This is a genomic window from Acinetobacter terrae (assembly GCF_013004375.1).
Taxonomy (GTDB): Bacteria; Pseudomonadota; Gammaproteobacteria; order Pseudomonadales; family Moraxellaceae; genus Acinetobacter; species Acinetobacter terrae.
Window position 1 is genome coordinate 110464 of the sequence record NZ_JABERI010000001.1, and the last position, 13094, is coordinate 123557.

The following is a 13094-nucleotide window of genomic DNA, read 5'->3' on the forward strand; positions in this document are numbered from 1 at the left end:
AAATTAACGGTTCTGCCAAACGCTTAACGCGCCCTTTCTGGTGGAGACATATAGTTGTCCATCAATTTCGCGTAGTGAACGTACTTCACCACTTGTTTTTGATCGACCAATGAGTTGCCCGGAAGTTGGATCGATTAAGTGTAATACACCATCTAGATCACCAACTACAAGGTCTTGTCCGAGAACAACAGGATTACTGAGCTGACGATTGAGCAAACTATCGTTTTGCCATAATTGCTCACCTGTTGTTAGTGCATAAGCAGTGATTTTGCCATCTGCCTGTGCAACAAAAACGGTATTATTCATTACTTCTGGACGTTGAATACTGCTTGCATCTTCACTCCACACCACTTGTTGTGAAGCTAAATCTGTAACAGTCACTTGTCCTTGGAAACTGGTTGTTACAAGAAACTGACCTGCAACAACTGGATCGCCATCAATATCATTGAGGCGTTGAATATCTGAACGGCCTTCGCTTACTGCAACACGGCGCTGCATACGCGGTACACCACTGAGTATATCAAGGGCATAAACATAAGCATTTGATGAAGCAATCAATACCGTACGCGGGTCGAGTGCGACCGGCGATGCCATTCCACGTAAGCTAAATTGTACATTAGGAAGGTTATATGTCCAAACTTGCTGACCGGTAGCAAGATCATGCGCATAAACAGTGCCGTCATTACTGACGGTAATCACACGACCGGATTGAATCAATGAAGCAGATAAAATGGCACCCGACAACTGAGCAGTCCACTTTTGCTCGCCTGTCGCTTGATCTAAAGCGAACAGTTGACCTTTCTTATTACCAACAACAACAGTACCTTCACCTGCTTCTACACCAGAGCTTAAACCCTGTTTAGAAACCTTTTTCTCCCAGATACGCTGCTTACCTTGATAAGCCGCAACTTCACCTTTTGGATCTAAGGCAAAGATCACACCGTTATCCACATCTAAACGCAGACGTAATGGATCCGCTTTCGATGTTGATGAAACACTTTGAGAAAATACAGGAACAAGACTTTTGGCTTGAGCCAATTTCGGCAATGGATTCGGTTTAACTTCTTCCACTTTAATTTTATTGGTTGAACAGCCAACAAGTGCGAATGTTAAAATTGTCAGCGCAAACGGTATTTTGTATTTTCTATCCATCATGACTCATCCACTTGTGTTTCTAAAATTGGTCGTTCCACATCAGGATCATCAACTAAAACGCCGACACTTTCGAGTTTAATTTGTAAAATTTGACGTTCCTGCTGACGTTCAACCAGTGCATCCCATGCACTTTTGTACGATTTTTTAGCATTTTCTATATCATTTTTAGCAACATACACATCACCCAGCGCTTCATCAGCAGTCGCTTTAAAAGCGGGATCTGTAACTGCAGACAATGTCTTTAATGCATCATCATATTTCTTTTGCGCAAGCTGAGCATAAGCCAAGCGCAGTTTAACCAACTGAACCAGGCCTGCGTCATCGAGCTTGGAATTTTCAACTTTCTTTAATGCTCTTTCTGCCTGAGCATAATCTGCTTTGTCATAAGCCAGTTTAGCCATCAGCAATTGCGTTTGAATGGCTTGGGCAGAATCGGGAGCTTCTTTTACAATTTTGTCCGCAGTTGCAGATAAAGCATTAAATGCATTGGCATCGCCTTGCGCATTTTTAGCATCATCCATTAACTGTTGAACCTTGGCTGTTTCCATCTGAGATTCAGCCAGGTTTTTCTTCTGCCAATATTCCCATCCGAAAAAGGCAATCAACGCAATTAAAATCCCACTAATCATGGCAGAGCCATATTTTTTAGTGAAAGATTTCAAGCTATCAAGTTGTTCATCATCACTCAATGCGTTCATGTGATTACCCTTTCCTTATGTTTTTTAAGCTTATTTTGAAGAAAATTTTTCAATGAAAAATGGCACAATATTCGCCACAGCAACATCAGTTTGCTCGGCGGTCGCCAATTCTTTCACAGCTACTTGTTGTGCTTCCCACTCACGTTCACCTGCAATCACGGCAAAAATAGCGCCTGATTGATCGGCTTTTTTCATTTGGCTTTTCATCGAACCTTGTGAACCCACTTTCAGGCGAATATTGCTATTTGCCGCTTCGAGCTGGTTACGAATTTGTTCTGCAAGTACCAAGGCTTTACCTTGTGATGCAGGATCCGACAACAAGAATACTTCACAATCACGTACAGGTGTATTGTCTTCAACTTGTTCAAGTAGAAGCAGTAAACGTTCCATGCCCATCGCAAAACCAACAGCGGGTACGGATTGATCAGCCTTGCCTTTCAATTGACCCACAAGACCGTCATAACGACCACCGGCACATACAGTTCCTTGTGAACCCAAGTGCGTAGTTGTCCATTCAAAAACAGTTTTGTTATAGTAATCCAGACCACGAACCAGTTTCTGGTTAATCACAAATTCCACACCTGCATCAGTTAAGTACTGCTGCAATTGTGCAAAATGGTTCATGCTATCCTCACCCATGAAGTCATGAAGTTTCGGTGCATTTTCAAGAATTTGTTGCGTACGTGCATCTTTAGAATCGAGGATACGCAGTGGATTCGTTTCTAAACGACGTTGCGAATCTTCGTCTAAATCGCCTTTGTGCGATTCTAAAAACTCAACTAACGCTGCACGGTATGCCGCACGTTCGTCTGATTCACCTAAAGTGTTCAATTCAAGTTGAACTTTATCAGCCACACCCATGCGTTTCCACAAACGTGCAGTCATCAAAATCAATTCTGCTTCCATATCCGGTGTAGCGACACCAAATGTTTCCACACCAAATTGATGGAACTGACGGTAACGACCTTTTTGTGGTTTTTCATAACGGAACATTGGCCCGACATACCACACACGGGGTGTCGCACCGCGAAGCAAGTTATGTTCGAGCATGGCACGTACACAGCCTGCAGTCCCTTCAGGACGCAAAGTCAAAGACTCAGGTGGATTACCCTTATCCAAGAACGTGTACATTTCTTTTTCAACAATATCCGTCGCATCACCAATTGAACGTTTGAACAGATTCGTCTGTTCAACAATCGGCAAACGGATTTGCTGGTAACCATAAGCATCCATAAGCGATGCTAAATGTTGCTCAAGACGTCTCCACGCAGCAGTTTGCGTTGGAAGAATGTCATTAAAACCTTTGATTGCGACAATTGAACTCATGATGAACTACGAATAATCTCTTTAGATTTAGCTTTTTCAAGCTCTAGAACACGTTGACGAACCATAGTTTCGATTTCATCAACCAATTGATTGGTATCGATTAAATGGCTTTTCTCGCCATTACGATATACCAGTGAACGCGGACTTGCACCAACAACGCCAATATCGGCTTCTTTGGCTTCGCCCGGCCCATTCACTTTACACCCAATTACGGACACATCCATGGGGGTACGAATATCTTCCAAACGCTCTTCGAGTGATTGCATCACTTTAATCACGTTGAATTCTTGGCGCGAACAACTTGGGCAGGCAATAAAGTTAATACCGTTAGAACGAAGTCCCAATGATTTTAAAATATCAAAACCTATTTTCACTTCTTCTTCAGGGTCAGCGGCCAAGGAAATACGCATGGTATCGCCAATGCCTTCCATCAACAGACCACCGAGGGCAATCGCTGATTTCACTGAACCAGTCCGGTAAATACCTGCTTCAGTCACACCCAAATGCAGTGGATTATCGATTTGTGCTGACAATAAACGGTATGCGTCCATAGTCAAAAACACGTTCGATGCTTTTACTGAAATTTTAAATTCCTGAAAATCCAGACGGTCTAAAATATCGATATGACGCATCGCAGATTCAAGTAATGCTTGACCTGTTGGCTCGCCATATTTTTTCTGAATGTCTTTTTCCAGTGAACCGGCATTCACCCCAATACGCATGGAAATATCGTTGTGACGTGCCGCAGCAACTACTTCACGAATTTTCGCTTCAGAACCAATATTACCCGGGTTAATACGCAAGCAATCTGCACCTGCATCGGCAACAGCTAAAGCAATTTTATAGTCAAAATGAATATCGGCAACCAATGGCACATTGACTTGCTTACGAATTTCACCAAATGCCGCTGCTGCTTCCATCGATGGAACAGAAACACGCATGATGTCCGCACCGGCATCGGCACAACGTTGAATTTGTGCAACGGTTGCAGCAACATCACAAGTTTCGGTATTGGTCATACTCTGGATGCTAATGGGTGCATCACCACCCACATAGACTGAACCAACACGAATTTTACGAGTGGGACGGCGCTTAATCGGATTTTCAATCATTAATATCGCTCTTCTCTTTACCCATTAACGTGACAAGCGGAAGTCTGCTTTGCCATCCACTGTATAAGGTGACAACGCAATATTTTCATTATTTAAAGTTAATGTTACAGCTGATGCATCATCAAGGCGAATTTGGAACGGGGTTTCACCATTTAATTTCACTGTCGATGCCTGACGACCTGTTGCCAGAACTTTACCGGTTGAATCTACAATATGAACAGAGGTTGGACGACTAAACTTAAGTTCCAACTGATCACCCGATACAGCCGTTGAATTATCTAAATTCAACACTTCCACATCGGATTTTGCTGGTGCAATTTCTTGGCTATCATCATCTTTATTTGACGACAAATTTTGCACAGCCATCACCGCAGCAACTACAGCAACCAATACCACTAAAGCAATAATGATACGTTTTAACCACTTCTTATTGCGATCACGATTCGAACCTGGGAGTTTGCCCATAATTTTAATCGGTGAGTTATTTAAGGCATGATTTGGCAATAACCCTGTATCATTTTGATAGATCTCATCAAAACGCTGGATAATCGCTGTTGCATCGACCTTTAAATATTTCGCATAAATACGATAGTAACCTTTAATAAAGGTCGCTTCCGGCAAAGCTTTATAATCATCTTGCTCTAAAGCTGTCAAAGTTTTCACTTGCATGTTCAAATCTTTGGCAGCGTCATTTAATTCACGCTTTTGTGCAATTCGAATTTGACGTAAGTACTCACCTGGACGCTGAACATTTCCTAATGCATTGGGTGCTACGCTTGAACCATTTGATTGCTGTGAATTAGGATTTACTTCCATACGGCCTCAGTACTGTACTGTAATTGCAGATAACGTTGGTATTCCGGACTCTCTGGAAAGAGTGCACGTAATTGATTGACAAGTACCTGCATTCCCATTGTGTCACTATTTGCCCGTGCATTTCGGATACCAATCCAGAGCGCACGCGCACCTTGATTCTTTTGACCTACACCACGCACAAACTGTTCATACAACTGTGTCGCAGCAGCGGTCTGCTGTTTCAAATAAAAAATTTCGGACAACTCTAACATTGAAATGTAGGAATCACGATTTACTTGCAGGGCTTGTTTGAATGATTTTTCAGCATTCGCCATATCACCTAGTTTTAAATAAATTCGCCCTACATTTTCAAATGCTTTATAGCGCTGATCATAACCCAATGTGGTCGCCGCTACATTGAGTTGCTCAATCGCATCATTATAACGCTCAATTTGATACAAATAAGTACCGTAGTTGTTACGCGCTTGTGCGTTTTTCGGATCAGCAGAAATGGCACGCTTAAAATATGCTTCTGCCTTATCCATACTGACTTTACTGCCTTCTTGTTGCAGTAAAATCCCCATCATCATATTCGCAGCGGAATCTCGAGAATTCATTTCCAGCGCTTGATCTAAAGTACGCTTTGCAGAATCTAGATCACCCGATTTGATATATTCTGCAGCCAATTGAGTGCGAACTTTAACTGCTTTTTCTGGATCTTTCTTCACCATTGTTGTCTGTGTCTGACAAGCAGTGATAAAAATAGCAGACATACAAATCGTTGTAATAAAAGCTAATTTATATGCGGGCTTTCTCAATTGGCGTCCCCTTTTATTATCCTTGAGAGCGCATAATCTCATTACTTTGCGCAATTTTCTTTTTCCACTGTTCCGCACGACGGGTACGGTCAGCCACTTGACCCACTAACTGTCCGCACGCAGCATCAATATCATCACCACGTGTCTGACGAATCGTACACACAAAACCGGCATCAGACAAAGTTTTTTGGAAAGAAATAATGCGGTTACGGCTTGAACGACCGTATGGTGCATGCGGGAATGGATTAAATGGAATTAAATTAATTTTACTTGGTAAATTTTTGAGTAACTTAATCATTTGTTGCGCATGTTCAGGATGGTCATTCACGCCATCCAGCATCACATACTCAATGGTCACATGTTTACGTGAACTTTCGTTACCATCTTTAGCAATATAACGCTGACATGCAGCAATCAACTGCTCTAACGGATATTTTTTATTAATTGGAACCAATTCATTACGCAGTTCATCATTTGGCGCATGTAAAGAAATGGCAAGCGCCACATCAATATCTTTCACCATTTGGTCGATTTTCGGTACCACACCTGAAGTCGACAAAGTCACACGGCGTTTAGACATGCCATACGCAAAATCATCCAGCATGATGCGCATTGAGCTAAGAACAGCATCATAGTTCAACAAGGGTTCGCCCATACCCATCATCACTACATTGGTCACTGAACGCTCACGTTCTGCAACAGGCACTTCTTCCATATAAGAATAGTTTGCCATCCACAACTGACCAATGATTTCTGCAGGTGTTAAATCACGCTGAAAACCTTGTTTACCGGTTGAGCAGAATGAACAGTCCAGCGCACAACCCACTTGTGAAGAAATACACAAGGTTTTACGTAAGCCGGTTTTGTCTTCTGCGGGAATCAGCACGGTTTCAACCAGTGAACCATCACCATCACCGACACGGAACACCCACTTACGGGTACCGTCCTTAGAATAGTTACGGTGTACCACTTCTGGCGCTCTGACTTCACAAATTTGTTCTAGTTTTTCACGAAGTTTGCCTGAAATATTGGTCATTTCAGCAAAATCAGTCACAAAGAACTGATGAATCCATTTCATCACCTGACCCGCACGGAATTTCTTCTCGCCAATATCTTCGAAGAATTTTTCCAGTTGCGGACGTGACATGCCGAGTAAGTTCACTTTTTCCACAGCATTTTGCTGTGTCGGAGTGGATGGAGATGGTTGCTGTGCATCAGAAATTGCTGATGTAGCGACGACTTCAGTACTCATGTGTAATTACCTAAACCATGTCTAAAGATGAAAGGAGAAGCTCAATAATCGAGCAAAGTGTTATTCAGAGAATAAAAAAACCAGATAAGTATAATAACACTTATCTGGCTTGAATACTTCGAATTAACGAGTACGTGGGCAGATCTCAGTTTGAGCGAAGAAGTAGTTAACTTCACGATCAGCAGATGCAACTGAGTCAGAACCGTGAGCAGCGTTTTCGTCGATGCTTACAGCGAAATCTGCACGGATAGTACCAGGAGCAGCTTCTTTAGGGTTAGTTGCGCCTAAGATATCACGGTGAGCAAGAACAGCGTTTTCGCCTTCAAGAACAGATACTACAACAGGACCAGAAGTCATGAATGCAACAAGGTCACCGAAGAAACCACGTTCTTTATGTTCAGCGTAAAAGCCTTCAGCTTCAGCTTGAGTCAAATGTTTCATTTTAGTTGCAACGATTTTAAGACCAGCTTTCTCAAAACGAGCAAAGATGTCACCGATGTTGTTTTTAGCAACTGCGTCTGGTTTAACGATAGATAAAGTACGTTCGATAGCCATGATTGGCTCCTTATGTCAATTTGACGAGAAAATTTTGCCGCATTATACCGAGATAATCAGCAAGTATCAGCTTTTGATATGTAAAAAGTTGCTTTTTTCGATTTACTGATTAACGAATTTCATCAATCCACGCCATTTGAATCCCTTCCAACAAACCTTCAGTCGATTTTTCCGGGTCATCCTTGAAGTCTGGCAATGCACAAACCCATGCATGCAGGTCTGTAAAGCGAATCCATTGTGGATCGACATCTGGGTGTGCTTCAGAAAGCTCAATGGCAAGATCAATAGTGTCAGTCCAACGTAAACCCATGGTTATTCCTAAGCGCTAAATGAATGCCCTACTTTAACAAATTCCTAAAATCGAGAGATAGTTTTTCGATTTTAAAAAAAACATTTTTATAACACGATATTCAAAAATGGCGCGGTAAAAATAATTCCTGTTGCGACCAACACACCGATCAATGCACCCACAATCACATCACTCGGATAATGCAATCCCAAAACCATACGGGATATGGCAACCAGAAGCGTAAAAGGCAACATCAAAACAAGTAACATCGGCTGAATATAGCCCATCACTGTACTCGCCATGACAGCATGCAAGGTATGCCCAGAAGGAAAGCTAAAGTGATCTAGCGGTTGCTCGCGCAATAGAATCACTTGATGCACTTGATAAGGTCGAGGACGTGTAGTTTTTTGTTTCAAGATTTTATAAATTGCAGAACCTACAGATCCACTAATTAAGATATATAACAACTGCTCAATATAAAACTTATCTTCCAACACCCACAAACTGGCCAACATGAGGCACCAAAACAAACCATTGCCGAGACGACTAATGATCTTAAAAAAATGGGCTACCGTATGTGAATGTGAAAAATGATTCAGATACATACATCCTTTTAAGTCGAGATCTAACATCGTTATTATTGCTTTTTTTAATTTCATGATGATTCTCCTTTAAGCATCTGCTTAAAATTCAGGATGTCATTTGCATCTCTCTGGCAACTCCATATAGTGCCTGTTCAAACTGTCGTACAGGATGTTGCCATCCTACATCCTGTACTGCTTCACGGGCTTTTACCCCCATATATTTCAACTGTTGATTATTCGGTAATTGATCAATTGACTGAATCAGTTTATCCATCTGACCTAAAGGACTTAACCAACCTGTTTCATTATTTTTCACGTGTAAATGCGCACTGGCATAATCATAAGCAATCACAGGCAAACCACTTGCCATGGCCTCAAGCACCACATTACCAAAGGTTTCAACTTGGCTGGCGAATACAAAAACATTAGCACTTGCATAAGCTTGGGCTAAATTCAAACCAGTTAAATTTCCCGTAAAAATAACATCATGACTTTGGCATAATATTTCCAGACGATTCCGATCCGGTCCATCACCGACAATCACAAGTTTTACATCATTCTGAGCCACTTGCTTCATAGCTATATAGGCTTTCACCACAACATCTATCTCCTTCTCGGGAGATAGTCGTCCTACATACAACATCACCCTGGTTTCTGAAGTAGCCTTCCACTGTTGACGCAAAGCATCTGAGCTATGTACCGGAGAAAAACATGCAACATCCACACCACGTCCAACAATAGCCAAAGGACAACGAACACCAAACCTTCTTAAAATATATTCTGTATCTTTACTGGGAATACATGTCAGTTGTGTATTGTTATGAAACCAACGTAAATAGTGCTGGATAGGCTTAACTAAAAAAGCCAAATCGAAGAAGCGACTAAACTCTTGAAAAGGTGAATGAAAGCCACTTGAAATAGGGATTCCCTTTGTTTTTGCAGCCTGCAAAACACTCAAACCTAAGGGTCCTTCGGTAACAATATGCACAACGTCTGGTACAAATCCATCCAGTGCTTGTGATACTTTTAAAAATTGTGGCCAACCAAATTGAAGACTTGGATATTTAGGAATAGATTGTGCTTTGACCAGACACTCTTTACTGGGTGTAAAGTCATGACAAGACCCCTGTTGCTCTGGTCGAATCAGTAAAATTTTATGACCTTGTTTTTGTAAACCTTTACATAATTGTAGTAAAGATAGTGCCACCCCATTAATTTCTGGAGGCCAAGTTTCAGTAACGATGGCTATTTTTAGGCGTGGACGAACCAAGTCTTTTAAAACCTGGATGTCATCACACAAAATATCTTGTTTTCTTTGCTTAAAATAAAATTGAAAACTTTCTGGAAAATCTTGTTGTTTTAGCAGGCTGGTCGCATACAAATTTGTCATACAACACCTATGTCGTTATTTTAAACTTAGCTTAGATGTTGTTTCTTTCAGTTTGATGATTTTTAGATGACTGTTTATTGACATATTTTATGAGGTAAAAATTAATAAAAATAAAGTATCATCCAGGTAACACCATAGTTAAATACAGCTTAAATACCGACCTGTATTCATAAAAATTCCTACATTCACTTATACCAATGTACAAACTCACTAAAATAATAAACTTACACAAACCACCTTCTGAGGTGAACTATTTGAGACAGATCTTAAATTAGCGAATTTAACCTCATACTCTCTACTAATTTTTGCTACCTATATGTTCAAAACAATCTATGTAATTATGCAACTTATTTAACAATCAACTTTACATTAGAATGAAATATCAACTGAAATTCTATCTCGATACATACCTGCAGGAACACCACTTAAGGGATTATCTTCAAGTTGTACAGATATAATATATTTTTGTCTTTGTGCTCCGGCCTGATGAAGGTGCACTCCCCACAAATTTTGATTTGCTCCTCTCAGATTTAACTTTGTCCGTAATTTATAAGAACCATTGGATATATAACTCATCCCATTTGATGTGATTAAATTTTGACTATTAAATAAAATCGAATAACCCGTATTACATGAAATATTAAATGAAGTTGCCGATTGACTACGCTGATAACTTGCCAGCCGCATTTCTGAGTTGGTAAATCCATCAATTGAGCATTGTTGAGCAGCAACCATTTCACTCATCAATGTGCCTAAAATTATTAAAATGAATTTATTCATTTTCAACTCCTATTTACATACAAGGCTCAAAACTTGATTACCTAAATTTTCGAACTGATTCTGACTAAGCACAAATTGAGACTGACATGGTGCCCCCCCTCCTTGAGTTTTCACTATAAGGTTGTAGCGATCCGGCTTAGATACATACAAATAGACTATTCCATCACTATCAATAAAATATGGCTCTGTAGACATACCCTCTACTTGAACTTCTGATCCTGCTAATAAATTTTTTCCATTGATATCTTTTATATTTATAGCAATACGTTTTGTTTTATGAATTGGAAAGTCTATTTTATATCCACGTTGATCTAGTCCAACCAGCTTTTTAGAAGAATTTTCGAAAGTTTCTTCCATAGGCAGCTGATTCTGATCAAAAGAAATATCATAATTTATATAAGGAATAATATGATGTACAAACATGTACCCTTTATCATTGGTGCTACCGACCAAAGATGAGGATTTATAAATATCCAGATCTGGATGATTATTTACATTAACAAGTGCAAAAGCATTATCGGCATATTTAGTTAATGCAGCTTTATTACCTAACCAAACCAATGCACCCTCAAACATGGCTTGTGAAACCCGATTATCCTCATATTCATCATGAGAAACTCGTAAATTACCAATATCTGTTTTCCATAAACCATAAGCATTATAATTTATTTCATCTTCAATTCGGTTTACACCTAACACATAATCAAAACCATTTTGTGTCATCGTTGTTTTTCTAAAACTTAGTCGGGTTTCATCACTTTCAGTATCATGGTTTAAATTTATTTGACCTTTTTCTACCCAGTCATAATTAAATGCAATATTAAACCCATAGTCCTCATCATCTCCAAAATCTTTAAAAAAACCGAAAGTTGAATATAAGTTATTGGTCAAATTTTTTCTTGCAATAATATCAAAAATTTTACGATCATCAGGGTCAAAATTGTTAGAAGAATAATTTGTCTGATCAATATAACTTATATTCAGTCCATCTATATATTTAAGATTATAAAAATTAAAATAAACCAGATTGGAGGTTTTAATATTGGAATTAAATTCTTCATCGCTAATATATTTATATTCTTCAGAAAAAAAATGACTACTGATTCCAAATGACCAATTTATAAAATCTCGGCTAAGGGATACAGTCGCGCCATATCCCTGCTCATTTTCAGCATCACTTACTGCAAAAGCAGTATCTAAAAGTACAAATTTACTTAATGCTTGAGTCCATAACAAACTGGCATTACTTGCCTTTTCACTATATAAAATATCCCCCCCTAAAGTAGTGGATGAAGTAATTCCTCGCCGAAAAAATAACTTTGAAAAAAAATCTCGGTAATCATCGTCAACCTCATCATAGTTATATCTTAATTTACCTAAAGAAAAATTATATTCATTTAATTTAGGTTTTAATAATAGATTATTGATATAAATAGGAAAGCTCCGAACAGTTCTATTCCCCAAAATATCTTCCACAACAATTTGAGCACTTCCTGCCTGATTAATAAGTGCACCTGTAGGTAGTGAGTAATTACCTGGTGTCACAGAATTTTTATACAATTGAATGCCATTAAGGTATAAATCAACTGTAGAAGGTAGAGCAGCACTGCCTTTTAGAGTAGGTGCATTCCAATAAATAAAATCTGGACGATCTGTATAATTTGTTCCAATACTAAGTCCCCCAAACCGAAATGAGTTATTCAAAGTATTGTAAGGGCTTGTGGTATCCCCCAAGGTTAATATTAAAAATTTTTCAGGAAATTCAATATCCAAAGTACTATTTACCCGAAGCAATTTCTTTTCGAATTCATTCGGATTATTTCTGTATAGAAAAGAATTTTTTAATAACCAATAATCTTTAAATACTCCTAGTTCAGAGAAAGTATTAAAGTCCTGTTCATAATCATCTTTACTATAAAAAAGACTATAATTCAAAAAACCACCAAAATTTGCTTTTTCTGGGGGTGTAGTGGTATTCAAATCATATTGAGTATCTTCAAAATAATCTGGTGGAAAATGTATTTTTATTGCTTGTAAAGCCTGATCATCTTCAAATTTTACTTCAGGTGAATTTAATAAACAAAAATCTTTTTTTATAGAATCTTTGCTCAATTTCTCAACACGTACTCCCACATTTTTTAATGCCTGGCATTCAATAAATTTTTTTGCATCTTTTGAAAAAGTTACCGCTTCCGTTTTATAATCAAGGCCATTGATCCAAATATTTACAATGACCATTCCCCCTTCCTGTTGTTGATTTATCTTCTGATTAATATCTGCATTTACATAAGTAAAACTAATACCACAAACGATCATTGTAAGAATTTTAGTAGCCTTCAT

Annotated in this window: 13 protein-coding genes; all 13 read right to left on the reverse strand. The window is 39.1% G+C overall.

Annotation, left to right across the window (positions count from 1 at the left end; translation table 11 throughout):
• Window positions 1-3: 3 nt before the first annotated feature.
• Complete coding sequence (bamB, locus tag HLH14_RS00500) at window positions 4-1152, reverse strand: outer membrane protein assembly factor BamB (RefSeq protein WP_067722006.1); 1149 nt, start codon at window positions 1150-1152, stop codon at window positions 4-6.
• Window positions 1152-1853, reverse strand: coding sequence for a YfgM family protein (locus HLH14_RS00505; RefSeq protein WP_067722007.1), 702 nt, complete (start codon window positions 1851-1853; stop codon window positions 1152-1154). The genes bamB and HLH14_RS00505 overlap by 1 nt, the downstream gene beginning before the upstream one ends.
• A gap of 30 nt (window positions 1854-1883) precedes the next feature.
• Window positions 1884-3179 (reverse strand): histidine--tRNA ligase, encoded by a 1296-nt coding sequence (gene hisS / locus HLH14_RS00510; protein WP_067722008.1) that lies wholly within the window; start codon window positions 3177-3179, stop codon window positions 1884-1886.
• Entirely contained in the window at window positions 3176-4291 is a 1116-nt protein-coding gene (ispG, locus tag HLH14_RS00515) for a flavodoxin-dependent (E)-4-hydroxy-3-methylbut-2-enyl-diphosphate synthase (RefSeq protein WP_067722009.1), read from the reverse strand. Before ispG ends, hisS begins: the two co-directional genes overlap by 4 nt.
• Before the next feature lie 24 nt (window positions 4292-4315).
• A complete protein-coding gene (locus HLH14_RS00520) occupies window positions 4316-5107 on the reverse strand; it encodes a helix-turn-helix domain-containing protein (protein WP_067722011.1) in 792 nt (263 codons plus the stop codon).
• Window positions 5098-5859, reverse strand: a complete 762-nt coding sequence (pilW, locus tag HLH14_RS00525) for a type IV pilus biogenesis/stability protein PilW (RefSeq protein ID WP_067722013.1) — start codon at window positions 5857-5859, stop codon at window positions 5098-5100. The genes HLH14_RS00520 and pilW overlap by 10 nt, the downstream gene beginning before the upstream one ends.
• A gap of 61 nt (window positions 5860-5920) precedes the next feature.
• Window positions 5921-7156 carry a dual-specificity RNA methyltransferase RlmN gene (gene rlmN, locus HLH14_RS00530; protein ID WP_067722015.1) on the reverse strand — a complete coding sequence of 412 codons (1236 nt, stop codon included), beginning with the start codon at window positions 7154-7156 and terminating at the stop codon, window positions 5921-5923.
• A 123-nt stretch (window positions 7157-7279) separates the two neighbouring features.
• Window positions 7280-7711: a nucleoside-diphosphate kinase gene (gene ndk, locus HLH14_RS00535; RefSeq protein ID WP_067722016.1), complete on the reverse strand. Its 432-nt coding sequence runs from the start codon at window positions 7709-7711 to the stop codon at window positions 7280-7282.
• 109 nt (window positions 7712-7820) lie between these two features.
• Window positions 7821-8021 (reverse strand): Fe-S cluster assembly protein IscX, encoded by a 201-nt coding sequence (gene iscX / locus HLH14_RS00540; RefSeq protein ID WP_067722017.1) that lies wholly within the window; start codon window positions 8019-8021, stop codon window positions 7821-7823.
• Window positions 8022-8107: 86 nt separating this feature from the next.
• Window positions 8108-8659: a phosphatase PAP2 family protein gene (locus HLH14_RS00545; protein WP_067722018.1), complete on the reverse strand. Its 552-nt coding sequence runs from the start codon at window positions 8657-8659 to the stop codon at window positions 8108-8110.
• A 31-nt stretch (window positions 8660-8690) separates the two neighbouring features.
• Window positions 8691-9974 carry a glycosyltransferase family 4 protein gene (locus HLH14_RS00550; RefSeq protein WP_067722020.1) on the reverse strand — a complete coding sequence of 428 codons (1284 nt, stop codon included), beginning with the start codon at window positions 9972-9974 and terminating at the stop codon, window positions 8691-8693.
• Between the two features lie 369 nt (window positions 9975-10343).
• Complete coding sequence (locus tag HLH14_RS00555) at window positions 10344-10754, reverse strand: hypothetical protein (RefSeq protein ID WP_067722022.1); 411 nt, start codon at window positions 10752-10754, stop codon at window positions 10344-10346.
• Window positions 10755-10763: 9 nt separating this feature from the next.
• Complete coding sequence (locus HLH14_RS00560) at window positions 10764-13094, reverse strand: fimbria/pilus outer membrane usher protein (RefSeq protein WP_067722025.1); 2331 nt, start codon at window positions 13092-13094, stop codon at window positions 10764-10766.